This is a genomic window from Pseudomonas sp. 21LCFQ02, assembly GCF_024129895.2.
Taxonomy (GTDB): domain Bacteria; phylum Pseudomonadota; class Gammaproteobacteria; order Pseudomonadales; family Pseudomonadaceae; genus Aquipseudomonas.
Map to the genome: position 1 here is coordinate 5771749 of NZ_CM178749.1, position 26133 is coordinate 5797881.

A 26133-nucleotide genomic window follows, 5' to 3' on the forward strand; every position below is an offset into this window, starting at 1 on the left:
CAATACCCTACCCGTAAGCTTTGTTATTTTCTCAACCGCAACAAGGCTTGCTTCACTATGGATATCTCTCTTTCTGATGGGCTCCCGACAAGGCTCCAGACGCACCGGGCAATCATCGAACGGCGTACGCCCGCCTGGCTGGCCAACGCCGGCCCGGACACTCATACAGCGCTGCGCAAGGCCGCCAGCCAGGCACTGAAGCAGCCTTGGCTGACCAAGGCCCGCGACGATACCCCCGCCATTGTTGAGCAGTTACAAGCGCTGTACGCTGAACACCATCATCTGCAACAACGTATTGCCCCCAGCCTGCAGCGGCTGGGCACACTTGAAGACTTTGCCGCGCCGCGCCTGACCCAGGCTATCAAGCAACAGTTCGACCTGGATCTGGATGTGCGCGCGGCGCATTTGTTTCACGCCAGCCACACCCGTACCGAAGACACTTTCGTTAATGCGGCAAAAGATCCAATTGTCCAAGCCAATAGCACCTTGCGTGCAGCCATCCGGCCGCTGCTTGAAGCCGCTTTGCAAAACTTCCAGGCCGAAGAGACTGTACCGGGTGCAATGGACCGCGATCAGCATTTCAAAGCCGGGATCTTTGCCAACCATCAGGTGCTGGGGCCTTACCTGCAAGGCACGCCCGTCGCCCTGCCGGCCCATGAATTTGCCGCCTTGTCCAGGGGGCTGGACCTGGGGGGTGAATACCAGAAACACATCGACAGCGTGTTCGACCGGGTAACGATCGGCGACCTCCAGGCGTTCGAGCGCTCGACACTGTTATTGCAGGTTCACCTGGCGTTGCTCAAGCAACGCATCGATGCGCCTGCGCACACGGCCCTGTTGAATCTGCTCAACGGCCGGCCCGGCGCACAGCTCAATGGCCAAGAGCTGTACTGCAGTGCCCTGACCCTGTGGGACGTCGAGCTGACCGGGGTCGTGCTGATCAGTACCGACCGCGACGCCAGCACCAGCGTCCAGCCGGTGATGCTGTACATCCCTGAAGACCCGGTTGCACCGCTGCAACTCCATGCCTCGGCACAAGCGCTACATAAAGCGCTGCGAGAAAGCCTGTTCAATAAGCGTTATGCAGACTTTTTCAGCGGGCTGCTTCCCGCGCGCCAGCGCAGCCATGTCATGAATACCCTGTACAAGCACCTGTACCCCAAGGTCAAGAAAGGCCCGTGGTATGGGCAGCGCTGGCTGGAACATGAGGCCGATCACAACGCCCGTCTCAAGCTCGGCGAAAACCATCTTGCCCAACCGCTATTCGAAACCCTGGTACACCGCAAGCTGACGGTCATCAAGGACGATGCACGATTCAATGGCGTACCCACTGCCGAACAGGATCAACGCAGCCATGAGCAGCGCATGGCCTGGTGGCGCAACAAGGCGCTCAACGTTCTGAACATTGCCGCCTTTGCCGTGCCGGCCCTGGGCGCGGTCATGCTGGGAGTGACCGCCGTTCAGTTGTGTTATGAAGTCTATGAAAGTATCGAGAGCTGGGAGCATGACGAGCGCCAGCAGGCTTTGAGCTATTTGCTGGATGTCGTGGAAAATATCGCCCTGATGGCGGCCATTGGCAAGCTCGCCGCTCAAACTGCTCCGCTGCCCGCCATCGAAGCTCCGGGGTTTGTCGAGACATTGGCGCCGGTGCGGCTGCCCAGTGGCCAGCAACGTCTATGGAAGCCGGACCTTGCACCGTTTACCCACGACATTCTGCTGCCAGCTGACCTCAAGCCCAATGCGCTGGGCCTGTACGAGCATCAAGGCAAGCAATGGCTGGTACTCGATGAGGGCACCTACTCAGTCAAGGCCGACAGCCACGGCGACTTTGTCATCGAGCATCCCGATACCGGCCAGCACTTCGAGCCGCCGTTGCGTCACAATGGCGCGGGCGCCTGGCTGCACCCGCTGGATAACCCGCGCCAGATGCACGGCCTGAAACTCCTGCGCCGCTTGGGTTATGACACCGCCAGCCTGCCCGATGCCATGGCCCGGCAAGCCCTGCAAGCCAGCAATACCTCTGAAGCGGTGCTGCGCCACGCCCTGACCGAACTGGGGCGCCCCCCGGCGCTGTTGGTCGACACCATACAGCGCCTGCAACTGGATCGGGAGCTGAGCCAGGCCGGCCAGCCCGAGCTGTTCGACACTCGCTATCAGGCCCGCCAAGCGTCGCCGGTCGCAGGCGTAGAAGCCTTGCAGCAGGCCTTGCCGTCACGCCTGCCCGCCAGCGTCGCGCAGGAGCTGTGGAGTCATGCGTCCACTGCGCAACAACAGCAGTTGCTCAACGAGCACAAACTGCCGATCCAGTTGGCCGAAGAAGCCCGTCACTATCGTCAGCAGCTACGCCTGACACGTGCCTATGAAGGTCTGTACCGGCAATCGTCGCACAACCCTGATACCGACCAGTTGATCCTGCACAGCCTGGAGTCACTGGTCGGCTGGTCCAGCGAACTGCGCCTTGAAATTCGCGATGGGTCATTCAACGGTGCACTGCTCGACAGCGTCGGCCCCGTCGATGCGCCCAAGCGCAAGGTGCTGATCAAGGAGCAAGGCGGCTATAGCGCTCGCGATGCCCAGGACCGTCACCTCAATGACCGTGCTGACCTGTATGCCTCGATCCTGCATGCCTTGCCCGACGCCGAGCGCCAGGCATTGGGCATACCGCATACCGGCCAACGCGCGGTGCTGCAACGCCTGATTCAATACCAGCCACTGGCGCGTCATCAATTGCGCCGGGTGTTGGCAATGCCTGAGATCCGGCCTGGGTTTCGCTCGCCGATGCGCCTGGCCGACGGGCGAATCGGTTATCTGCTCAGCGGCCGGCCAGGCACACACTGGACAGTCAGCCGCCACTATCTGCTCGACCGGTTGAGCCTGCTGGAGTTCGACATGCTCTGGCCGGATGAAATGCTCCAGCGCCTGCAAGACTTTGGCATGAGCCTGGAAAGAATTGATGCACGGCTTGACGCGGTGCTCGAAGAGCAACGCCTGTTGCGCGAAAGCCTCGAAACCTGGCGCGGCCTTGAGCCGCTGCAGATGGAGGAGGCACAGTCAGTCAACGCTCGCCTGAGCACCGCCATCTGGAGGCACTGGACGCGGCACAGCCTGCCCGAGCTGGGCCTGGCACCCGAGCCACTGCACCTGGAAAATTTTGCCCTGCAAGACTTTGCGCCGCAGTTGCCGGCGTTCTTTGAGCAGCGTGTCACCGCTCTGCAACTCGATGACCTGCGCCCTTCTGCCGCGCATGGGCGGCCCGCTGACCTGCTGTCTGTCGACAACCAGACCCTGCACCAGTTTCTGTCGCGCTGGGGCAATGCCCGCTCGCTGGGCCTGCGCAACAATCCCGGGTCCGGCCTGCTTACCCGCTATTACCCCGGCGTACTGGGTACGGTGTCCAGCAGCCTGCCGAACCTGACCGACTTGCGCCTGATCAATCTGCAACTGTTGCTCAACCAGGCGGAAATGGACGGTTTGCTGCCGCTGCTGCAGTTGCGCAACCTGGAGTTGTCCGGCAACCGCTTCAGCCAGCACCAGCCACTGTCGCTGGAGTGGCTGCGGCCCCAACGGCTGGTGCTGGAGCACACCGAGCTGCGGCATTGGCCGACCTGGCTCGACAGCCGGGTGCCTGGCCCCATTGGCGAGTTGTCACTGGCCGGTAACCACCTCACCGAATTGCCTGGCTACATTCTCGATAACCCGCACAACCCGGACAACCATAGCGTGATCGACGTGCGGGGCAATCCGTTATCAATGGGCACCATCTTGCGTGCACGCCTGGACGACGCACTGGCCGATCGCTCATTCAGCTACCGGATCGATACCCCGGCCGCCATGGAAATCAATCTGGGGGTCCTGATCAGCGAGCGTAACGCACTCACGCAAGCCATCGAAGGCTGGAACGAAGCCAGCACCTCCAGTGTAACCCTGTCGCCGCAGACCATCGCCCAGCGCCGCCGGATCGGCGTGGCCCTGATGGATCACTGGCGCGCTTATGCCCGTGGTGAATCGCAGACGGCCCTGCATCTGGAAGATATGGATCTGGCGCAGTTTCCAAGACGCCTGCCGGGTTTCTTTTATTTACGAGTGCGCTCAATGCGCTTGCACCGGATCACAACCACAGATGAGCAATTGGGCAACCTGCTCAGGTTCATGATCAACCTCGGCAGCTTGCGCATAAGTGGCGAGATGACCCCGCTGCTTTCGCCACCTCAGGCGCTGCTGGGGCTTTCGAGTTTCAGCAACCTGAGCCTGATTGACACAAACTTGCGCATCGACCGGCGCTGGACCGATTTTTTCGCTCGTATGGTGCGATTGGAAAGCCTGGAGCTCGACGGCAACTTTCTCGGCGACGTGCAGGAAGTATCCAGCCTGGGGCACCTGAGTCTGCGCTGGCTGTCGCTGCGCAATACCGGACTTCAAAGCTGGCCTGCCTGGATGACCGACAGGTTGCCCCCTACTCTGGAGACACTGATTCTGGATAACAACCAGTTGCAGGACATTCCCGAACAACTGCTGGCCAACCCGCGCCGCCAGTGGGGGCACACTGAGATAAGCCTGCGCGGTAATCCGTTGTCCCACGAAGCGATGCTGCGCGCCCATACCTCACAACGTTACGGGCGCTCGTACAGCTTTGAAATGGACTTGCCGCCGCAAATCCGCGAAATCGCCTGGTACGAGTCCCACGACTCCGACTCGACCATGACCGAGTCAGACTACTCAATGCACACCCATAGCCCGGCCACCTCGTCGACCCTGGAGCTATCGGGCATCGAACCCTGGCTGGACAATAACACTGAGCGTCCTGAAATCTGGCGACAACTGGAACAGGATGGCGATGCCAGTCACTTGCTGGCGCTGATCGACTACCTGCAACAAAGCGCCGACTACCGCAATCAGTCCAGCCGTGCGCAACTGGTCGAGCGAGTCTGGCAGGTTCTGGAGGCTGCGGCGCGATCGCCAGAGTTGCGGGCCACCCTGGACGGCATCGCCGAGCAACCGCTGCAAATGATCAGAGAACAGGACACCTGCCCCGACGGGGTCATGGTGGAATTCAACCAGATGGAAGTCATGGTTTTCACTCAGCAGTCGTTGCAGGACCTGCCTGCCACCAGCAGGGGCGCGGCATTATTGAACCTGACCCGACGCCTGTATCGCCTGCATGAGCTTGATCGCATTGCCCGCGAGCAGGCCAATGGTCGGGATGAAGCGGAGGTGCGCCTGGCCTACCGGTTGCGTTGGGCACAAGAGCTGGACCTGCCGGTCCCGCCGCAGCGCATGCTTTATGAAGCCCACGCCCGCTTGCAGCCTGACGAGCTGAACGCGGCGCTGGCGCGGGTGCAGGCCGGTGAACGGGGTGATTCATTCCTGGCGTTTGCGATTACCCAGATGCCGTGGGTCACTTACCTGCGCGAAGAGTACGCGACAGGCTTCAACGGCTTGCAAAGAATCTATCGCGACAATCTCAATCGCCTGACCGATCGTTACGAGCAGCTTGGCCTGAGCCTGAGCAGTGCACAATTCGAGGCCGAGGCTCGCACGCTGGACCAGCAGTATCAGGACGACCAACTGACCTTGCTGAGGGCGCTGACCGTAGATGCGGTCGTTTCAGGACCCTCGCCGGATCAGCCAGCGGCGCTGGCTGAACCACCGGCGTCTGGAGCGCTTATGCCTGACGCACCTGAGCCTCCAGCTCAGCCTTGAGCGTCGGTGCCAGGTTGAGCTGACGGGCCAGTTCGTCAAGGTAGGCACGCTCCATGAAGTGCTCCTCATCGACGAGAATCAGGCTGGCAATGTACATTTCGGCGGCAATTTCCGGGGTGCGTGCGGCGCGCGCCACGTCTGCCGGGTCCAGCGGCTTGTCCAGTTCGGCATGCAGCCACTGGCGGAACTGCCGGTCGTCATGAAGCTTGACGAACTCGCCCTCGATCAACTCACGCTCGCGCTGGTCCACATGCCCATCGGCCTTGGCAGCGGCCACCAGCGCACGCAGGATCGCCTGGCTGTGTTCCTCGGCCTGATCGGCGGGCAGCCGGTCAATGGTCTGCGGTTCACGCAGACCGGCCTGGCCCTGGCTGGCCTGCCAGTTGTTGTAAGCCTTGTAGGCAATCACGCCCAGCGCCGCCAGGCCGCCGTAGGTCAGCACCTTGCCGCCCATGCCGCGGCCTTTCTTGCCTTTGAGCAGGCTCATGGCCCCGGCGGCCAGCGCACCACCGCCAGCACCTGACAACAAACCGCCCAGCCCGCCAGCCGCAGCGCCGGGCAACAGGCCGCCCGCCTTGGGACGCTTGCCCGATGTGCCGCTGACCTTGTCCTGCAGCATCTGCTGACCGGAGCGCAGCAGTTGATCGAGCAGACCTCGAGTATTCATGAATGTGTTCCTCGACCTTGATGGGATGTTCAATTGACCCACACAGTAAGGCGAAGTCACCCATGTACGGTTGTTACTAATAATTCCAGATATTTCATCGACCACTGATGCCCGACTCATCGGCAACTAAGGGGGCCGCCGTATCAGCAGGTACAAAAGTTGATATTCATTTGAATAAACTCCACTCATACGAATCGCCCTATTGATCCCGATGCAGGCGCTGCTGAGCCCCTTGTAAAATCGTTGATCGGCCGCCGCCTGGCGGATTTATTTCAACTACCACTGCCTAGGCTATGTGCCCTACAACCTCCCCATAAAAGTTGCGCACTTGCACGGGCAGAATCATTGACTCTCCCCTTTACGGGAGAGTTTAGACTGCGCGCCGTATCTGCCGGGGCCAGAGCCTTCAACAGGCCTTGCCCAACGCTTGCAGAACGCAGCATCTGCCTGGTCTCTGATCATCCCCGGATGCCCTCTGTTTATGGAAAAGCTCTGGAGTAACACCATGGAAAAAGCCGACGTACTGGTAACCGGCTACGGTCTGGTCGCACCGACGGTCATGGATGCCAGAGGTTTATTTGCCCTGCTGGGCCAACATGGCTCGTGCCTGCGCGAACATCCAGACCAGCCCAGCGGCCCGGCAGGCTTTATCGACGAGCAGCAGTGGCAACTGATCGACGAGGCGATTACCGATGAGTCTGCCAACCAGTCGCGCCACACCCTGCTTAGTCGCTATGTTGCCGAACAGGCACTCGGCCAGGCAGCCTTGCGCGCCGAAGACTTCAGTGCCGCCCGCAGCGGATTGTTTCTCGGGTGCCAACCGGGGCAGTATCGGCAGACCCGCTGCCTGGCTCAGTGGCTGGGGGTGCATGAGTATGTGTCGAGCCATTCGGACGCCTGTGCCGCCGGCACCGTTGCCATCGGTAACGCGTATCGCGCGGTTGCCAACGGCGAGCTGGAACTGGCGCTGTGCGGCGGTATTGAACTGCTGCCTGAGGGCAGCTTCGCCTCCAGTGCCCAGGCACCCAGCCCGTTCATCCCCAGCGAAGGGGCAGCGCTGATCGTGCTGGAATCGGCCAGCCACGCGCAACGCCGTGGCGCGCGGGCCTTGGGCCGGGTACTGGGCTACGCCGATCGGTATCAAGACACTGCCGAGCCCGGTGCACTTTATGTGCAGTGCATGCAGGCCGCGTTACATGACGCGGGGCTGGCGCCGCGCCAGGTTCAGCATGTCAATGTCCACAGCCCCTCGCCGCTGAGCATGGACAACCACGAAGCCCAGGCTGTCAAACAGGTATTCGGCACCGCCCTGCCCGACACGACATTCGCCGCCAACAAGTTCGCCGTCGGACACGCCCTGGCCGGTAGCGGCGCCATCGAAGCCGTCCTGTCATTGATGTCGCTGCAATTGGGCGTGCTGCTGCCGACGCCAGACGACGGCGCAGCCAGGTCGCCACATACCACCATGAACTTCCCTGATTCGCTACAGCAACAGACCATCGATGCGGTGCTGTCCAACTCGTTCAGCCGTAACGGCACCAGCAGTTCTCTGGTACTTGGTCGTGGCTGAGTGATCATGCCGGGATGGTCGTGCAATCAGACTCAGGCGCTGGTCAGTCGGCGCTCGAAAGCCAGCAAGCCATCGAGCATCTGCTGCAAGTGAGCCATCTGGTTAGTGAGTTCGAGCTTTTTCGCAATAATGGCATCAAGCATCAATTGCCGTGGCAGTTCTCCGACCTGCTGGCCCTGCAGGATGGCCTGCATTTCCTTGAGCTTGAAGCCCAACTGTTGAGCGCCTTTGATAAAACTCAGGCGCTCAACCGTTTCATGGGTATAAATCCGATACTTTCCTTCGCGCAGTGGCTCGGGTAGCAGGCCAATCGCCTCGTAATGGCGAATGCATTTGACCGTAGTGCCCGCCAGGCGGGCGACTTTGCCGATAAACATGAGCAACTGAACTCCATGGCCTTTTGACACACTCGCGCCAGCATAAGCGCCAATTGTGACATGCCGGAGTGCCTCGGAAACCGCTCAAGGTCAATGAAAGCACCGCAATAGAGCCTTGCGCGTATTGCGGTGCGGATGGCTGTCAATCGCGCAGGTCAGATTCGTGGATGGGCTGGTCGCGATGGGTTGCCCGTTGATACTGAGCGGGCCATACCGCCTGCCGGCTGCCCAGGTCGTCATCGGCATGCAGCGCCCAGTAGGGGTCGCGCAGCAGCTCACGGGCCAGCAGAATGATATCGGCCTGGCCGGTGCGCAGAATGTGTTCGGCCTGGGCCGGTTCGGTAATCATGCCGACAGTGCCGGTGGCAATGTCTGCCTCCTTGCGGATGCGCTCGGCAAAGCGGGTCTGGTAACCCGGCCCGACCGGTATTTCGGCATGCACTGAAGTCCCCCCGGACGATACATCGATCAGGTCAGCCCCCAGTGTCTTCAACCGCCGCGCCAGCTCGACGGTTTCATCAGGGTTCCAGCCATCCTCTACCCAATCGGTGGCCGACACTCGCACGAACAGCGGCAACTCGGCGGGCCAGACTTCGCGCACCGCTTCAGTGACCTGGCAGACCAGCCGGATGCGATTTTCAAACGAACCACCGTAGCGGTCATTGCGCCGGTTGCTCAGCGGCGACAGGAACTGATGCAACAGATAACCATGTGCTGCATGGACTTCGACAACCTTGAAGCCTGCGGCCAGCGCCCGTCGGGTCGAGGCCACAAAGGCATCAATGACCTCGTTGATCTGGTCCGGGCTCAAGGGCTGCGGGGCGACATGTTCAGGGTCAAAGGCAACCGCCGATGGCCCCCATGGCTGCCAGCCGCCCTCTTCGAGCGGTACGTTGCCATGCTTGCCCAACCAGGGCCGCCAGGTACTGGCCTTGCGGCCGGCGTGGGCCAGCTGGATGGCCGGGACGGCGCCCTGGGCTGTAATGAAACGGGTGATGCGCTGCAGCGGGGCAATTTGCTCGTCGTTCCAGAGACCCAGGTCCTGAGGGGTGATACGACCATCAGCGGTGACGGCGGTGGCCTCGGTAAAGATCAACCCGGCGCCGCCGACTGCGCGACTGCCGAGGTGGACCAGATGCCAGTCGTTGGCCAGCCCGTCGACACTTGAGTACTGACACATCGGCGACACCGCGATGCGGTTCGGCAGTTGCAGTTGGCGCAGGGTATAGGGTTCTAGCAGCAGACTCATGGCGACCTCTCTTGTGACAGTCAGGCGTGCAGCACTTCGCAGGAAGGAGCAGTGCCGGCCGCGCAGGTCGTGACCAATCCAGGCCGTTATCGACGATGCGTGGCGGCTTCTCCTTTTTCTATATAGGAGCCTAGTCGACAATTGCCATGGGCACAGGGTTCATCGCTTTGCACGTCGTAGGAGCGGCTTGAGCCGCGAAAGCCATTCGCGTGGTGTAAGAGTCTTTGCTGCGGTTGGCTATTCGTCAGGTTTCGCCCTGCTGGGCGAAACCTGTCTCAACCGACTCTTTTCAACACGGGGCGATATGGGTCACCAGCAGTTGGACGGTTTCATTACCACGAAACTCGTTGAGGTCCAGCCGGTAGGCCAGTTCTACCCAGCGGATGTTCGGGTTGGGCCAGATGTCGCGATCTACGCCGAAGGCGATGCCGTCCAGGCGCACACTGCCGCATTCGGTCTTGAGTACCATTTTCAGGTGCCGTTCACCGACCACCCGTTGCTCGGCCAACTGGAAGATGCCGTGAAACAGCGGCTCGGGGAAGTGTTGTCCCCATGGGCCGGCGTTACGCAGGGCGCGGGCCAGTTCCAGATGAAACTCTTCGACGGCCAGGGTGCCGTCGGATAACAACCGGCCAGTGAGGTCGTCTTCGTTCAGCTGGCGGCGTACTTCGTCGTCGAATGCGGCGCAGAATGCCGGGAAGTTTTGCTCTGGCAGCGACAGGCCTGCGGCCATGGCGTGGCCGCCAAATTTGCTGATCAGCTCGGGATATCGGGCCGCTACCGCATCGAGCGCGTCGCGGATATGAAAACCTGGCACCGAACGCGCCGAACCTTTTAGCACCCCGTCACCGGCGCTGGCAAAGGCGATGGTGGGCCGGTGGTAACGCTCCTTGAGCCGTGAAGCGAGGATGCCGATCACCCCTTGATGCCAGTCCGGCTCGAACAGACACAGCCCGAATGGCATGGACTCTTGCGGCAAGTCCTTGAGCTGCGCCAAGGCTTCGCGCTGCATGCCCTGCTCAATGCTCTTGCGGTCCTGGTTCAGCTCATCGAGCTGCACCGCCATTTCCCGGGCCCGATCCGGGTCATCACACAGCAGGCATTCGATCCCCAGGCTCATATCGTCCAGCCGCCCGGCAGCATTCAGACGCGGCCCCAGGATAAACCCCAGGTCGGTAGAGGTGATGCGTGAAGGATCACGCCGAGCGACCTCAAGAATGGCACGCAGGCCCGGACGGGCGCGACCGGCGCGAATCCGCATCAGGCCCTGATGGACCAGAATGCGGTTATTGGCATCCAGCGGCACCACGTCAGCGACGCTGCCCAGCGCCACCAGGTCGAGCAACTCACCAAGGTTCGGCTGGGCCCGCTGGTCGAACCAGCCGATCTCACGCAGGCGGGCGCGCAGGGCCATCAGTACGTAGAACATCACCCCGACGCCGGCCAGCGATTTGCTCGGAAAGCTGCAGCCTGGCTGGTTGGGATTGACGATCGCATCGGCGGCCGGCAATTGATGGCCAGGCAAGTGGTGGTCGGTGACCAGCACTCTGAGCCCGGCGGCCTTGGCAGCGGCCACGCCGTCGACACTGGAGATACCGTTATCGACGGTCATCAACAAGTCTGGTGAGCGCTGCAGCGCCACGTCGACAATTTCCGGGGTCAGGCCATAGCCGTACTCGAAACGGTTGGGCACCAGATAGTCGACATGCGCAGCGCCCATCAGGCGCAGCCCGAGCACGCCCACGGTGCTGGCAGTCGCACCGTCAGCATCGAAGTCACCAACGATCAGGATGCGCTGACGTTGCTGCAAGGCCTCGACCAGCAGGTCCACCGCCGCATCGATGCCCTTGAGCTGTTGATACGCAATCAGCCGCGCCAGGCTCTTGTCCAGTTCCTCGGCCGAGACCACGCCACGCGACGCATACAGGCGGGTCAGCAGCGGCGGCAGATCGCCAAGAACCGGCAAGGGGCTGGGCATGGGACGGTGTTCGATACGCATGGGTACTGATGTCTCTTTTCAAAGTGATACGGGGTGATCAACCGCGCTCGCCGGCCAGCCATTGCAATTTCACTTCATGCTGGCCCCGGTCGTCGGTCACAAACACCTCGCCATCAGAGATCATGACGTCCCACTTGATGACCCGCGGCATGTCTTTGGCCAGAACTTCCAGAACGTCCTGCGGAACCGCAGCGATGCTGACGTTCTTGAGGCTTTTCGCTCCAGCGACTACTTTTGTTTCCCAGACACGCAAGCTGCCATAGGCCAACAGGCTGGTGCGCTCGGTACGCCGTGAACACCAAGTCAGGCGCTCCAGATCAGGCTGGCCGACTTCGATCCAGTGCAGGACGCGGTCATCCAGGCTTTTTTCCCACAGCGCGGGTTCGTCTACTTCAGACAGGCCACGACCAAAGGCCAGTTGTTCGTTGTACCACAGGGCGTAGGCCAGCAAGCGGACGGCCATGCGCTCTTCGGTCTCGGACGGATGACGGGCGATGGTCTGTTTGACGCTCTGGTAAATATTGCGATCGATGTCGGTGAGGTTGAGTTCGAATTTATAGGTGGTCGACGGCTGGGCCATGGACGGGCTTCCGGAGCAGGAGAAAGCCGACAAGTCTACCCGATGCGCAGGCGGTGAACGACCACATCCGGGCGGACTCAAAGTTGTCAGACAAAAACTGCAAAATCCACTGGCTTAATCCGCATGGTTGATGCAATTTGAATTACTTTCCTGGAGGTTGAGTTTCACGCATGTGTCTTGGCGCCGCACCCTTTGCACGCTTGCGTCTGGCTGTCTGCCTGTTGCTGTTGGGTCTTGGCACACTGCCTGGAACCAGCCAGGCCAAAGACACGCTGATCTGGCTGATGCGCGATATGCCTCCGGTGACCATTTTTAGCGGCCCTGATCAGGGTCAGGGCGCTATCGACAAGCTCATGCCGCTGCTGATCGCGCGTATGCCCCAGTACGATCATCTGTTAATGCGCGTCAACCGCGCGCGCGGCCTGCAGATGCTCAACGAACCCAGCTTCACCTGCGACCCCACCTTGCTGTGGACCGCTGAGCGGGCGAAGAAAATCATCTATTCCATCCCCACCTATGCCGTATTTGCCAATGGCCTGACCGTGCGCAAGGACGATCTGGCGCGTTTCACGCCCTTCATTGCCAACCGGCAAATTGATCTGAAGGCCCTGCTGGCCAGCAAGACCGCCAAAATCGGGGTGGTCGCAGGCCGCAGCTACGGTCCGGTGATCGATCAGATCCTGAGTCAAGTGCCCGAAGAAGAGCTCTCGTCGCACTATGGTAATGATGCAATTGGCAGCATGCTGCAGATGCAGCGCCTGAGCCGGATCCAGGCGATGATCAGTTATTGGCCGGAAGCTCGCTATCAGGCGCTGCAACAAGGGATTCGCGAAACCGAACTGGTGTTTCTACCGGTCAAGGATGCTCCCAAGTATCAGTTCACTCACATTGGCTGCTCTGATACCGAGCAAGGGCGCGAAGCCATGGCGATCATCAACCGGGAAATGCGCGTATTGCGCGAAGAAAAGCTGATCGAGCTGTATGCAGAGTGGCTGGACCCGAAACGGCGTGAAGAATACCTGCAGGACGCCAAGACGTTCTTCATCGATAAATAGTCAAAAAGAAACCCCGAGCAGCGGGGATGACTGGTCGGGGTAAACCTTGGACCTGTAAAGGGCCAGACGGCAGGTAGCAATCACCGGAGCACAATGATCGTTCCTGCCATACCTGATCAGAACCCGATCCGGGCAGAAGGTTCCTGCCGGCCGATCAGGCAAAAACCGGTGCACCGACCAGTGGACGGTTTGCATTGGCATTGCGCATGGCAGCAATCACACACGGCTCGATACGCCCCTCGGCCACCAGCAAATCACGATGCAGGCCATCGACCACGTCAGTCAGCAACAGTCTGTCACGTAACTGGTCGGCGCTGAAACTGCGCTCGATTACCACGGTGCCGCAGACATCCTTGAGGGTCACCAGCCGCTCGCCCCGCAGGCCAGCCGTGCCGATGCTGACCTGATAAGGGGCCAGCGCTTCGCTTAGCAGCAAACTGATATTTTCCATCTTGATCACCCCTCGATTATTTGAATGCAAAAGATGCTTATCAATGACCAGCGTTCATTACAGAAAGTTCTAATGCCAAGCAGGACTCCATCCCCCGTCAATCGAGCATGCCTGTGAAATGTGACAGGGAAAAAACCGCGGCCGCCGATCAACATTGATCAGCATTGCCCCGCCACCGGGTCACACGCGCACGCCTGGCCCGGTCGCTGCTGGGCGTGACCTGTGTGCTGCTCATACTGCCGGCGCAGTTGTTCAAGCTCACGCTCCAGGTGTTTACGGTCGCTGATGTCCACCCAGCCACCCAACAGCCCCTGCAAGCGACCGTCTGCTGCGTAGAACGGCACGCTCCATTGCCAGGCATCCACGCGGCGGCCATTGAGTTCGAAGGTCCGTTCGACGAACACCGGCTGGCGACTCTCAAGCAACTGCAGGTAGTCGGCGTGCATTCGTTCAGCGAGCTGGCGCGGCAACAGCTCGATATCAATCAGCCGTCGTCCCTGCATATGCTCGACGCTGATCTCGAAAAACTGCTCGTAGCTGCGATTGCACGATACCAGGCGGCCCTGCAGGTCACGCACATAGACCGGCATGGGCATGGCATCGAACAACGCTTGCTTGAACGCCAGTTGGTCATTGAGTTGCGCCTCAACCTGGCGACGCTGAGCGGCCTGAATGCGCAAACGGCTATTACAGGCCAGCAAAACCAGACCCAGCAGCAGGGTCAGGACAACGCTCCAGACCAGCCATTGAGGAATGCGACTCCAGAGTGACGGCTGCGGCAGGCTGGCACTCAGCCATTTCATGCGGATCGTCCGCATCTCGGTCACCGGAAAAGCCTCCAGAGCCTTATTGAGGATGCTCAACAGCTCAGGATGCGATTTGACCACCGCGAAGCGATCCGGCGACCACTTGCCATCGACGCTGCGGCCAACCTTGAGCTTCTCGGAACTGAACAGATACGCCCCGGCCTCGTTCTGAATCGTGGCATGGGCCTGGCCCTTCTCGACCAGCTCCCGGGCCTGGGCGTAGGTCTCTACCAGGCGTAGCTGGATATTGGGGTAGTTTTGCCGAATCTCGCTTTCCAGCGCATGCCGGGCGGGCAAGGCCAGAATGCGGTTACCCAACTGCGCGAGGCCGGCAGGTGAAGCATCGCCGCGCCGGACCACAAATACCCAATTGTTCCCACCAAATGAGTAGGTAAAGTTGAGAAACACTTTACGCTCCGGGTTCTCCGCCAAAGTGGTGTTCAACTCGGCCTCGCCACGATTCAGGGCTTCCAGGCTGGCCAGGGTAGACGGCATGCTCTGGTGAACGAACTGCAAGCCGGTCATCCGCGAGATCCGCGCCAGAACATCAGCATTGAGCCCCACCCAGCGGCCCTGTTCGTCACGATAGATATAGGGCGGGTGTTCGGTGGTCGCCACGGTGATGCGCGGGTGCCTGGCCAACCAACTGCGCTCAAGGCTGCTCAGGGCGATACGCTGCTCACCGAGGTACGCATTCAGCCCGGCAGTCCAGCGCGCCTGCACCTCACGCTCAAGATGTACATCCAGGCTCGCCAGCGCCTGGTCCACAAGCCCCTTCAGACGTCGCTCATCAGCGCGCAACGCAAAAGCAAAGCCATGGGGTGCCAACGCGCTTTCAAAATGCACCTGCAACGCCAGATAGGGACGCATGCTCAGGTAGGAACGAACCACGACGTCATTGCCGATAAGTACATCCACCTCTTGCTGCCTCAGTGCCTCCATGGCGCTATACAGGCCGGGAGCCAGAATGATCTGGCTGTCCGGGTAGAGCCTCTGGAGTGCTTGCGGATCGGCATAATCGTCCAGCACCACGATCTTTTGGCCGGCTAACCCTCGGGCGGGCGGTAGCGCGCTGCGATGCCCGACCACCACCGCGCGGTCAGGCATGTAAGCACGTGAAAAGGCTAGCCCGGCCTGCCCACGCTCAAAGGAGCTGGCGCTGCTGAGCAGGTCGATGCTGCCATCACGCAGGGCATCAATGGCATCGTCACGCTGGCTGAAACCCTTGAGCTGAACAGGCATATTCAGCTTGCCACCGAGCAGGCTCAGGTAGTCTGCGCTGACGCCCTGATAGCGGTTGCCATCCGTGGTGATATCGATCGGTTCGTTATCAGCAATGACGATGCCGACCCGTAGCGTCTTACGCAGGTCAAGCCACTGTCGGTCACTGGCGTTGAGCACCAGCGGCTGAACGGGTTCAAACGGCGCGGCCAGGGTGAACGGTAAACTCTGCCCGGCACCCGCTACCGTGCTGAACAGCAGCAGCGCCAGCAGCACCAGTAACATGGCTGGCCACCTGTGGCGCTGCGCTTCGCTGACCGTCACAACGACCGGTCCTTGTCTGCTCACCTGCTTCACTGCCGCTCACTCTTGCCGGATCACTCGAAAGGCAGAGTTTGGCATGCGCAAACAAGAAGGCCCGCCAGATGGCGGGCCCCAAGTGTTACACAACGATACCGTCAGAGTGGCTTGCCACGGTTGCCGTGCTGGCTGACAAACGCTTGTACCGCTTTCAGGTCGTTGGGCAACACTGTGCAGCGCTCTTCACGCTGGAACAGGTCAGACAGGTGGGCAGGCAACTCAAGCGCCTTGCCGACACCGGCCTTCTCTACCGCTTCAGGGAATTTCACCGGGTGTGCTGTACCCAGCACGACCATTGGGATGTCCAGGCTGCGACGGCACTCGCGGGCCGCACGAACACCGATGGCAGTGTGCGGATCAAGGACTTCACCGGTACGGGCGAAGACCTCAGCGATGGTCTCACAGGTCTGCTCGTCGCTGACCGCCAGCGAGTCGAACAGCTTGCGGGTTTCAGTCCAGCGATCCTGTTCGACGCTGAACCCGCCACCTTGCTTGAAGGTGTCCATCAGTTCGGCAATGGCGGCACCATTGCGGCCGTGCATGTCGAACAGCAGACGCTCGAAGTTCGACGAGACCATGATGTCCATCGACGGCGACAGGGTCGGATGCAAGGCATCCTTGACGTACTGATTGCCGCTCATGAAGCGGTGCAGGATATCGTTGCGGTTGGTGGCGACGATCAACTGGTTGACCGGCAGACCCATGTTGCGCGCCAGGTAGCCGGCGAAGATATCGCCGAAGTTACCGGTTGGCACCGAGAACGACACCGAACGCGCCGGGCCGCCCAATTGCAGTGCTGCATGGAAGTAGTAGACGATCTGGGCCATGATCCGCGCCCAGTTGATCGAGTTGACCGCGACCAGCCGCGTACCTTTGAGGAAGTCCTGGTCAGCGAAGCTGGCCTTGACCATTTCCTGGCAGTCGTCGAAGTTGCCGTCGATAGCGATGTTGTGGATGTTATCGCCCAGGATGGTGGTCATCTGCCGGCGCTGCACGTCCGACACCCGGTTATTGGGGTGCAGGATGAAGATGTCGACGTTGTCGCAACGGCGGCAACCTTCAATGGCCGCAGAACCGGTATCACCGCTGGTCGCACCGACAATCACCACGCGCTCGCCACGCTTGACCAGCACGTGATCGAGCAGGCGGCCGAGCAACTGCAGGGCGAAATCCTTGAACGCCAGGGTCGGGCCATGGAACAGCTCCAACACCCATTCGTTGCTGTCGAGCTGACGCAGCGGTGCCACCGCGCTGTGCGCGAACACACCGTAGGTTTCTTCGAGAATTTTTTTGAAGTCGGCATCGGCGATGCTGCCTTCGACGAACGGGCGCATCACCCGGAACGCCAGTTCGTGGTACGGCAGGCCGGCCCAGGAGGCAATTTCTTCCTGAGTGAAGCGTGGCAGGTTTTCCGGGACATACAGACCGCCATCACTGGCCAGACCGGCCAACAATACGTCTTCGAAATTCAACGCCGGGGCTTTGCCGCGAGTACTGATATAACGCATGGGTGCAAACCTTTGGTTTGAGCTGCAAGCTCCAAGCCTCAAGCTGCAAGCCGAAACGTGACCGGCTTCATCTTGCAGCTTGCAGCTTACGGCTTGAAGCTGCTCTTAGTTAAGGTGTTCGACGCGGATGCGGACCACAGGGCCGACGACATCCTGCAAGGCTTCCAGGGCTTCGATGGCATCGTTGATACGCTGCTCCACGACTTCGTGGGTCAGCAGGATCATCGGCACCAGGCCATCCTGTTCCTCGACCTCTTTTTGCATGATCGATTCGATATTGATACCGCGCTCGGACAGGATGCTCGCCACCTGAGCCAGTACGCCCGGATGGTCCTTGGCCTGGATCCGCAGGTAGTAGGCGCTTTCACAGGCCTCGATCGGCAGGATCGGATGGGTCGACAACGAGTCAGGCTGGAAGGCCAGGTGCGGCACGCGATTGGTCGGATCGGAAGTCATGGCACGCACCACGTCCACCAGGTCGGCTACCACCGACGATGCAGTCGGTTCCATGCCGGCGCCGGCGCCGTAGAACAGGGTAGAGCCCGACGCGTCGCCGTTGACCATTACGGCATTCATCACGCCATTGACGTTGGCCAGCAGACGGTCAGCCGGAATCAGGGTCGGGTGCACGCGCAGTTCAATGCCCTGCTCGGTGCTACGCGCCACGCCCAGGTGCTTGATCCGGTAGCCCAGCGCTTCGGCGTAGTTGACGTCAGCGGTGGTCAGTTTGGTGATGCCTTCGGTGTAGGCCTTGTCGAACTGCAGCGGAATGCCAAAGGCGATGGACGCCAGAATGGTCAGCTTGTGCGCCGCATCGATGCCTTCGACGTCGAAGGTCGGGTCGGCTTCGGCATAACCTAGGGCCTGGGCTTCAGCCAGAACGTCCGGGAAGGTACGGCCTTTTTCACGCATTTCGGTGAGGATGAAGTTACCGGTGCCGTTGATGATACCGGCCACCCAGTTGATGCGGTTGGCCGACAGGCCTTCACGGATCGCCTTGATCACCGGAATACCACCGGCGACAGCAGCTTCAAAGGCCACGATCACACCCTTCTCGCGGGCGCGGGCGAAGATCTCGTTGCCGTGTACAGCAATCAGTGCCTTGTTGGCGGTGACGACGTGCTTGCCATTGTCGATGGCCTTGAGCACCAGTTCACGGGCAACGGTGTAGCCGCCGATCAGTTCGACAACCACGTCGATCTCAGGGTTGCTGACCACCTCGAACACGTCGCTGGTGGTCGGGGTACCGGCAAGCTGGCAATTGGGGTTGGGTGTACGAACCGCAATCTGCGCGACCTCAATACCACGCCCGGCACGGCGGGCGATCTCCTCGGCGTTGCGCTGAAGTACGTTAAAGGTACCGCCACCGACGGTACCCAGCCCACAAATGCCTACTTTGACCGGTTTCACTGATGAACTCCCCGTAAAGCGGTCGCCCCCTCGGGCAACCGCACAGAACAACTGCATGCACTGCAGCTGAAAAATTTGAATTATTTGGCGCCCAGCGCCAGCTTGGCCACCTGGGCCGCCGGCTGGTAACCCGGAATCACCTGGCCGTCAGCCAGAACGATGGCCGGGGTACCGTTCACACCAATCGACTGACCGATCTGGAACTGTTTGCCGACCGGATTATCGCACTTGGCTGCCTTGATATTCTTGCCTTCGACCATCTGGTCCATGGCCAGCTTGCGGTCCTTGGAGCACCAGACCGCCTGCAATTGCTGGTCACCCGGCGAACCCAGCCCCTGACGCGGGAAGGCCACGTAGCGGACTTCGACACCCAGCTTGTTCAACTGGCCGACCTCTTCATGAAGCTTGTGGCAGTACGGGCACGTGGTGTCGGTAAAGACAGTGATGTGCGACTTGGCTTCACCCACGGCCGGATAGACCACCATGTCGGCTGCCGGAATACCGTTGATGGTCTGGGCAATGGCCTTGCGCTCGGTCTTCTCGGTCAGGTTGACCGGTTTACCGTCCTGGATCTGGAACAGGTAACCCTGCACCACGAACTGGCCGTCGCCACTGGCATACAGCACACGTCCGCCCTTGAGCTTGACTTCATAGAGGCCATTGAAAGGGCTGCTGGCAATGCTTTCGACCGGCAGTTCAAGTTCGAGGGAGTCCAGGGTCTTGCGAATGGCCTTTTCAGCGCCAGCGTCTGCCTGGGCGAAAAAGCTGAAAGTACTGAGCAGTACTGCGGCGGCGACAGCAAAAAAGGAAGGCAAACGCATGAAAACTCCTATAACGGCGGACAGAATCGAGGGCATCCGACACTGCGGATCGTGCCTCGTTCCGCGGAACCGCCAAAGCCTACCACATTACCCCGGCAAGACGGACCCGGACTGTCGGGCAAATTATCCACGCGGATGATGGGTCGCATGCAGCTCCTGCAGGCGTGCCCGGGCGATATGGGTATAGATCTGGGTGGTGGACAAGTCACTATGGCCCAGCAGCATCTGCACCACCCGCAGGTCGGCACCGTGATTGAGCAGATGAGTCGCAAAAGCATGCCGCAAGGTGTGCGGCGACAATGATTTGTTGATGCCTGCCACCAGCGCATGCTGCTTGATCCGGTGCCAGAACGTCTGGCGGGTCATCTGCTCGCCGCGCAGGCTGGGAAACAGCACGTCGCTGGGACGCCCGTTGAGCAACTCGACACGGGCACCGCGCAAATAACGCTCTACCCAGACGATGGCTTCTTCGCCCATCGGCACCAGCCGCTCTTTACTGCCCTTGCCCATGACCCGCAGCACGCCCTGACGCAGATTGACCTGCTCCAGAGTCAGGCCGATCAGCTCACTGACTCGCAACCCGCAGGCGTACAGCACTTCGAGCATCGCCCGGTCGCGCTCACCAATCGGCTCGCCCAGGTCCGGCGCGGCCAGCAAGGCTTCGACGTCGGCTTCGGACAGCGACTTGGGCAATGGCTTGCCCAACTGCGGCATCTCGACTTGCAGGGTCGGGTCGACGGCGATCAGCTTTTCGCGCAACAGGTAGCGATAAAAACCACGCAATCCTGAAAGCAGACGCGCCGTGGAACGCGGCTTGTAGCCGTTATCCACGCGCCAGGCCAGATGATCGAGAATCACCTCGCGGCCAGCCTCGGACAACTGCACATTGCGCTCGCTCAACCAGCCATTGAACAGCGTCAAATCACTGCGATAGGACTCGCGGGTGTTATCAGAGAGGCCTTTCTCCAGCCACAGGGCATCGAGAAAGCGGTCAATCAGAGGGTGATCCAGGGCAGGCATTGCGGTTCGAGGCACACAGAAGAGGATGACAGACCCTACTACAAGACTTTCGGCAGATAAACGCAAGTCACCAAAAAGATCCCGCAGCCATGGGACTGCCTGACCATCGGGGCGCGACAAGCCCCGCCGTTCAGGGCGGGGAAGGATAGCGCGGACGGCGTAGCCGTCCCTGGTTGCCGTGGGGTGTCTGCTGCTGTTCGATGGATGCACCGCCACAGGATGATGCGACGTAATACGGCGACACAGATGCCCTTATACGGCGGTATTTCGTTACAAAGACCCCATGGTCATGCACCTTGAAAACACCGTGCCGTCCGCGCCTAATGGCGTCTTCATTGCTCATGGCTCAAGAGCAGCATGCAACGACTTCAAGCCTTCAAGTACGAACTCATGCCAGACGGCCAGCAGGAGCGGCAAATGCGCCGCTTTGCGGGCTCCTGTCGCTTCGTCTTCAACAAGGCGCTGGCGTTGCAGAAAGAACGCCACGAGCAAGGCGAGAAGAAGCTCGGCTATGCGGGCCTGTGCAAGTTGCTGACCGGGTGGCGCAATAGCCCGCAAACCGCATGGCTGGCCGATGCGCCTGTTCACCCGTTGCAACAGAGCCTCAAGGATCTGGAACGGGCCTACACCAATTTCTTCGCCAAGCGAGCCGACTTTCCCCGGTTCAAGAAGAAGGGGCAGAACAACAGCTTGCGCTATCCCGACCCGAAACAGATCAAGCTCGACCAGACCAACAGCCGCCTGTTTCTGCCCAAGCTGGGCTGGCTGCGCTACCGCAACAGCCGCGAGACGCTGGGTACTGTGAAGAACATCACCGTGAGCCAGTCGTGTGGCAAGTGGTTCGTGAGCATCCAGACCGAACGCGAGATTGATGAGCAGCCCACGGCACAGGGTGCGGCAATCGGCATCGACATGGGCATTGCCCGGTTCGCCACGCTTTCGGATGGCTCGTTCTACGCACCCCTGAACAGCTTCAAACGCCATGAAACCGCGCTGTGCAAAGCGCAGCAGGCGATGAGCCGCAAGGTCAGATTCAGCCGCAACTGGAAGAAGGCGAAAGCTTGCGTCCAGCGCATTCATTCCCGAATCGGCAATGCCCGCCGCGACTACCTGCACAAGTGCTCCACCACGATCAGCCAAAACCACGCGATGGTGTGTATCGAGGACTTGCAGGTACGCAATATGTCCAGGTCGGCGGCAGGCACGGCCGAGGCACCGGGAAGAAACGTTCGGGCCAAATCTGGCCTGAACAGGGCCATCCTCGATCAGGGCTGGTTCGAGTTCCGCCGCCAACTGGACTACAAGCTGGCGTGGCGCGGCGGCTGGCTGATTGCCGTGCCGCCGCAAAATACCAGCCGCAGGTGCCCGTGTTGCGAACATGTGTCGGCGGCCAACCGCCAGACGCAAGCGCTGTTCAGGTGTGTGGGATGTGGTTTTGAAGGCAACGCCGATGTGGTCGGGGCGATCAATGTACTAAGGGCGGGACACGCCCGGTTAGCCTGTGAAGTGAGCGCAGAGGTCATGGCGCCAGCAGCAGGAACCCACCGAAGCGACTTGGGGGCAGCTCGATGCCGCGCCTGAGCGCCGCAGGAATCTCCGGCCTTCAGGCCGGGGAGGATGTCAACGAACTCGCAGACTCCAGCTCAGAAAAAAGCTTCGCGACCCAGGTCGCTGCCACCGTACAGCAGACGAAAAAAAAGCAGCCCGAAGGCTGCTTTTTTCATGCATCGAAAAACTGTATCAGGACAGTTTTTCCTTGATGCGTGCTGCTTTACCGGACAGGTCGCGCAGGTAGTACAGCTTGGCCTTGCGAACGTCGCCGCGACGCTTGACAGCCAGGCTGTCGATTTGCGGGCTGTAGGTCTGGAAAGTACGCTCAACGCCAACGCCGCTGGAGATCTTGCGAACAGTGAAAGCACTGTTCACGCCACGGTTACGCTTGGCGATGACAACGCCTTCGAACGCCTGCAGACGGCTACGATCGCCTTCCTTCACTTTCACCTGAACGACAACAGTGTCGCCCGGGGCGAAGGCCGGGATTTCTTTCTGCATCTGCTCGGCTTCGAGGGCCAGAATGATTTTGTTGGTCATGCTTGTGCTCCTAAGGGTGATCCTCCCGGATCAGCCATCGATACGTTTACTATCGTCCCGCTCACGGATGTATTCCGTCAGCAGCTTCTGCTCTTCTCCAGAAAGTGAGCGACTTTCCAGAAGATCAGCGCGTCGCTCGAAAGTCCGCCCAAGGGACTGCTTCAAACGCCAACGCCGGATATGTGCATGATTGCCACTTAGCAATACGTCGGGAACACGCTGATCCGCATACACCTCAGGTCGGGTGTAGTGCGGGCAATCAAGCAGACCGTCCGTGAAGGAGTCTTCCTCCGCGGAGTCTACATGCCCTAAAGCTCCAGGCAGCAGTCGTGTAACCGCATCGATCAGTACCATCGCCGGCAGCTCACCGCCAGACAGGACATAGTCGCCAATCGACCACTCTTCATCCACGTGCGCTTCAATGAAACGCTCATCGATGCCTTCATAACGACCGGCGATGAGAATGAGAGCACTCTCTTGCGCCAGTTCGCGCACCGCTGGCTGACTCAGCCTGCGGCCTTGCGGCGAAAGGTAAATCACCTTTGCCTTGTCTCCGGCTGCCAGCCTGGCCTCGGCCAGCGCATCTTCCAGAGGCTTGATCTTCATCACCATGCCGGGGCCGCCACCGAAGGGGCGATCGTCCACAGTGTGATGGCGATCCGTGGTGTAGTCCCGCGGATTCCAACAGGTCAGCTGCAACAGCTCCTGTTTCACCGCACGGCTGGTTATGCCGTATTCGCTGATGGCGGAAAACATCTCGGGAAACAGCGTGATAACGTCTATGCGCAGGCTAGCCATGGCACTTAGAAATCCGCATCCCAATCCACCTTCATCTCGCCGGCTTCCAGGTCGACAGCCAACACGCAATGCTCCGTATAGGGCAACAGGCGTTCGCGATCATCCAGGCTACCCGCGCAGGGCTTTACCACCATTACATCGTTCGAGCCGGTTTCAAGCAGGTGATCGATCTTGCCGAGCAATTGCCCGAGCGTGTCGATAACCTTGAGTCCTTCCAGTTGATACCAGTAGTACTCGCCATCATCCAGATCAGGGAACAGGCTACGCGGCACACAGACTTCGCAACCGGCCAGAAGCTGGGCTTCATCACGATCATCGAGGCCTTTGAGCTTTGTGACCAGGAACTTGCTCTGCAAGCGTCCACTGACCAGCTCGACCTGTTTTTCCACACGCCCTTCGCGCCGCAGCGTCCAGGTCTTGTAGTCCAGCAGGTTGTCAATCGGATCCGTGAAGGAGTACACCTTCACTTCGCCGCGAACGCCATGAACCGAGAAAATCTTGCCAATGACGATCAGATCGTCGGCAGATGCAGGCGTCGCGTTCATAAGACTCAGGCCGCAGCCTTGGTCTTGTTGCTCTCTTTGATCAACTGGGCAACGCGCTCGGAAGTCTGAGCGCCAACGCTCAGCCAGTAGTTCAGGCGTTCTTCGTTGATGGACAGGCGAACTTCCTGACCACGAGCGATCGGGTTGAAGAAACCGATCTGCTCTTTGTGAGAGCCGTCACGGGCGTTGCGGCTGTCAGTGACAGTCACGTGGTAGAACGGGCGCTTTTTGGAGCCGCCAAGGGCAAGACGAATGGTTAGCATTGAACATCGTTCCTGTTTAGTCGGTGCTGCAAATCTTTGTTGCACAAATGGGCACGGGTGCCCAAAAGGCCGCATATTCTCAAGGAATATACGGACATTTGCAAACGACTTTTTCCGACGACTGAGCGCCTGCCGTAAAGACCTGCATGGGTCGGCCACCGCGGCGACCGGGTAAATCCCCTCCTTATTGAGGGGCGCACAGGGTCAGCCCCTGTACGACGAGCGGGCACGGCCTGCGCCGCACCCGGTTGTCTGGTTACATCTTGGGCATGCCGCCGCCGCCCGGGAACATGCCGCCCAGGCCGCGCATCATTTTCGACATGCCACCTTTGGTGGAGAATTTCTTCATCATCTTCTGCATCTGCTTGTGCTGCTTGATCAGCCGCCCGATGTCCTGCACCTGGGTACCGGAACCCAGCGCGATGCGGCGCTTGCGCGAGCCGCTGATCAGGTCAGGGTCGCGGCGCTCGGCCGGCGTCATCGAGTTGATGATCGCTTCCATCTGCTTGAACTGCTTCTCGGCCGCGCCCTGGGCGTTGCCCATCTGCGACAGGTTCATGCCGCCGATGCTCGGCAGCTTGTCCATCAGCCCGCCCAGGCCGCCCATGTTTTTCATTTGTTGCAATTGGTCGCGGAAATCTTCGAGATCGAAGCCCTTGCCCTTCTTGAGCTTTTTGGTGAGCTTCTCGGCCTTCTCGCGGTCCAGCGTCTGCTCGGCCTGCTCGATGAGGCTGAGCACGTCACCCATGCCCAGGATCCGCGAAGCGATACGATCCGGATGGAATGGCTCAAGGGCGTCGCTCTTCTCGCCCATACCGATGAACTTGATCGGTTTGCCGGTGATCGAGCGCACCGACAGTGCAGCACCACCACGTGCGTCGCCGTCGACCTTGGTCAGGATCACACCGGTCAACGGCAGCGCATCACCAAAGGCCTTGGCGGTGTTGGCCGCGTCCTGACCGGTCATGGCGTCGACCACGAACAGGGTTTCGACCGGCTTGACCGCCGCGTGCAGCGCCTGGATCTCGGCCATCATCTCGGAATCGATATGCAGACGACCGGCGGTGTCGACGATCACCACATCGATGAATTTGAGCTTTGCTTCGCGGATCGCCGCCTGGGCAATGTCCACCGGCTTCTGGCTGGTATCGGACGGGAAGAAGGTGACCCCCAGATCGTTGGCCAGGGTTTCGAGCTGCTTGATCGCCGCCGGACGGTAGATGTCGGCCGACACCACCATCACGCTCTTCTTCTTGCGCTCTTTGAGGAACTTGGCCAGCTTGCCGGCGGTGGTGGTCTTGCCCGCACCCTGCAGACCGGCCATCAGCACCACGGCAGGTGGCGCAGCATTGAGCGCCAGGTCTTCGTTGGCCGCCCCCATGATGCTTTCGAGTTCGGCCTGGACGATCTTCACGAACGCCTGGCCCGGCGTCAGGCTGCGCGACACCTCGGTGCCGACCGCCCGCTCTTTGATATTGTTGACGAAGTCCTTGACCACTGGCAGCGCGACGTCAGCTTCGAGCAACGCCATGCGCACTTCGCGCAAGGTGTCCTTGATGTTCTCTTCGGTCAGCTTGGCCTTGCCGGTGACATGGCGCAGCGTCTGGGAAAGGCGTTCCGTTAGATTTTCAAACATGCGCGT

General features: G+C 60.3%; 19 protein-coding genes and 1 pseudogene. 4 read left to right on the forward strand and 16 right to left on the reverse strand.

Annotation, left to right across the window (positions count from 1 at the left end; all coding sequences use genetic code 11):
- The first annotated feature begins 57 nt into the window (after nucleotides 1-57).
- Nucleotides 58-5700: an NEL-type E3 ubiquitin ligase domain-containing protein gene (locus NJC40_RS26045; RefSeq protein ID WP_253142777.1), complete on the forward strand. Its 5643-nt coding sequence runs from the start codon at nucleotides 58-60 to the stop codon at nucleotides 5698-5700.
- Here the strand turns inward: NJC40_RS26045 and NJC40_RS26050 are convergent.
- On the reverse strand, nucleotides 5663-6367 hold the full coding sequence (locus NJC40_RS26050; protein ID WP_045481307.1) for a tellurite resistance TerB family protein: 705 nt from the start codon (nucleotides 6365-6367) through the stop codon (nucleotides 5663-5665). The two genes, NJC40_RS26045 and NJC40_RS26050, sit on opposite strands and share 38 nt — an antisense overlap.
- 505 nt (nucleotides 6368-6872) lie before the next feature.
- Between NJC40_RS26050 and NJC40_RS26055 the strand changes: the two genes are divergently transcribed.
- Nucleotides 6873-7937, forward strand: a complete 1065-nt coding sequence (locus NJC40_RS26055) for a beta-ketoacyl synthase N-terminal-like domain-containing protein (protein ID WP_045481310.1) — start codon at nucleotides 6873-6875, stop codon at nucleotides 7935-7937.
- 32 nt (nucleotides 7938-7969) lie between these two features.
- Here the strand turns inward: NJC40_RS26055 and NJC40_RS26060 are convergent, their stop codons facing one another.
- From NJC40_RS26060 to NJC40_RS26075, 4 genes are all read right to left on the reverse strand, one after another.
- Entirely contained in the window at nucleotides 7970-8314 is a 345-nt protein-coding gene (locus tag NJC40_RS26060) for a MerR family transcriptional regulator (protein ID WP_045481314.1), read from the reverse strand.
- Between the two features lie 142 nt (nucleotides 8315-8456).
- Nucleotides 8457-9563, reverse strand: coding sequence for an NADH:flavin oxidoreductase/NADH oxidase (locus NJC40_RS26065; protein WP_045481318.1), 1107 nt, complete (start codon nucleotides 9561-9563; stop codon nucleotides 8457-8459).
- A gap of 289 nt (nucleotides 9564-9852) precedes the next feature.
- Nucleotides 9853-11562, reverse strand: coding sequence for a single-stranded-DNA-specific exonuclease RecJ (recJ, locus tag NJC40_RS26070; protein WP_253142778.1), 1710 nt, complete (start codon nucleotides 11560-11562; stop codon nucleotides 9853-9855).
- A 37-nt stretch (nucleotides 11563-11599) separates the two neighbouring features.
- The gene (locus NJC40_RS26075) at nucleotides 11600-12142 is read right to left on the reverse strand and encodes a YaeQ family protein (protein ID WP_045481325.1); all 543 of its coding nucleotides are present in this window, start codon (nucleotides 12140-12142) and stop codon (nucleotides 11600-11602) included.
- Nucleotides 12143-12360: 218 nt separating this feature from the next.
- Here NJC40_RS26075 and NJC40_RS26080 point away from each other — a divergent pair, with 218 nt between their 5' ends.
- Complete coding sequence (locus NJC40_RS26080; protein WP_373568517.1) at nucleotides 12361-13197, forward strand: TIGR02285 family protein; 837 nt, start codon at nucleotides 12361-12363, stop codon at nucleotides 13195-13197.
- A gap of 154 nt (nucleotides 13198-13351) precedes the next feature.
- Here the strand turns inward: NJC40_RS26080 and NJC40_RS26085 are convergent, their stop codons facing one another.
- The 6 genes and pseudogenes from NJC40_RS26085 to xerD all read right to left on the reverse strand — a co-directional run bounded on the left by NJC40_RS26085 (nucleotide 13352) and on the right by xerD (nucleotide 20794).
- Nucleotides 13352-13648, reverse strand: a complete 297-nt coding sequence (locus NJC40_RS26085) for a DUF3509 domain-containing protein (protein ID WP_253142780.1) — start codon at nucleotides 13646-13648, stop codon at nucleotides 13352-13354.
- 239 nt (nucleotides 13649-13887) lie between these two features.
- Nucleotides 13888-15960 (reverse strand): annotated as a pseudogene (locus NJC40_RS26090) (transporter substrate-binding domain-containing protein); the annotation flags it as partial.
- 173 nt (nucleotides 15961-16133) lie between these two features.
- Nucleotides 16134-17543, reverse strand: coding sequence for a threonine synthase (gene thrC / locus NJC40_RS26095; protein WP_045481328.1), 1410 nt, complete (start codon nucleotides 17541-17543; stop codon nucleotides 16134-16136).
- A 105-nt stretch (nucleotides 17544-17648) separates the two neighbouring features.
- Nucleotides 17649-18953 carry a homoserine dehydrogenase gene (locus NJC40_RS26100; protein ID WP_045481331.1) on the reverse strand — a complete coding sequence of 435 codons (1305 nt, stop codon included), beginning with the start codon at nucleotides 18951-18953 and terminating at the stop codon, nucleotides 17649-17651.
- An 80-nt stretch (nucleotides 18954-19033) separates the two neighbouring features.
- Nucleotides 19034-19774 carry a bifunctional protein-disulfide isomerase/oxidoreductase DsbC gene (gene dsbC / locus NJC40_RS26105; protein WP_045481334.1) on the reverse strand — a complete coding sequence of 247 codons (741 nt, stop codon included), beginning with the start codon at nucleotides 19772-19774 and terminating at the stop codon, nucleotides 19034-19036.
- A 123-nt stretch (nucleotides 19775-19897) separates the two neighbouring features.
- On the reverse strand, nucleotides 19898-20794 hold the full coding sequence (gene xerD, locus NJC40_RS26110; protein ID WP_253115485.1) for a site-specific tyrosine recombinase XerD: 897 nt from the start codon (nucleotides 20792-20794) through the stop codon (nucleotides 19898-19900).
- A 357-nt stretch (nucleotides 20795-21151) separates the two neighbouring features.
- On the opposite strand from xerD, the gene NJC40_RS26115 reads away from it, so the two are divergent.
- Nucleotides 21152-22375, forward strand: a complete 1224-nt coding sequence (locus NJC40_RS26115) for an RNA-guided endonuclease InsQ/TnpB family protein (RefSeq protein ID WP_492180425.1) — start codon at nucleotides 21152-21154, stop codon at nucleotides 22373-22375.
- A 159-nt stretch (nucleotides 22376-22534) separates the two neighbouring features.
- On the opposite strand, the gene rplS is transcribed toward NJC40_RS26115, so the two are convergent.
- From rplS to ffh, 5 genes are all read right to left on the reverse strand, one after another.
- A complete protein-coding gene (gene rplS, locus NJC40_RS26120; protein WP_045481342.1) occupies nucleotides 22535-22885 on the reverse strand; it encodes a 50S ribosomal protein L19 in 351 nt (116 codons plus the stop codon).
- Between the two features lie 30 nt (nucleotides 22886-22915).
- On the reverse strand, nucleotides 22916-23683 hold the full coding sequence (trmD, locus tag NJC40_RS26125) for a tRNA (guanosine(37)-N1)-methyltransferase TrmD (protein ID WP_045481346.1): 768 nt from the start codon (nucleotides 23681-23683) through the stop codon (nucleotides 22916-22918).
- A 5-nt stretch (nucleotides 23684-23688) separates the two neighbouring features.
- The gene (rimM, locus tag NJC40_RS26130) at nucleotides 23689-24228 is read right to left on the reverse strand and encodes a ribosome maturation factor RimM (RefSeq protein WP_045481349.1); all 540 of its coding nucleotides are present in this window, start codon (nucleotides 24226-24228) and stop codon (nucleotides 23689-23691) included.
- A 5-nt stretch (nucleotides 24229-24233) separates the two neighbouring features.
- Nucleotides 24234-24491 carry a 30S ribosomal protein S16 gene (rpsP, locus tag NJC40_RS26135; RefSeq protein ID WP_045481354.1) on the reverse strand — a complete coding sequence of 86 codons (258 nt, stop codon included), beginning with the start codon at nucleotides 24489-24491 and terminating at the stop codon, nucleotides 24234-24236.
- A 256-nt stretch (nucleotides 24492-24747) separates the two neighbouring features.
- The gene (gene ffh, locus NJC40_RS26140) at nucleotides 24748-26127 is read right to left on the reverse strand and encodes a signal recognition particle protein (RefSeq protein ID WP_045481357.1); all 1380 of its coding nucleotides are present in this window, start codon (nucleotides 26125-26127) and stop codon (nucleotides 24748-24750) included.
- Between the last annotated feature and the right edge of the window lie 6 nt (nucleotides 26128-26133).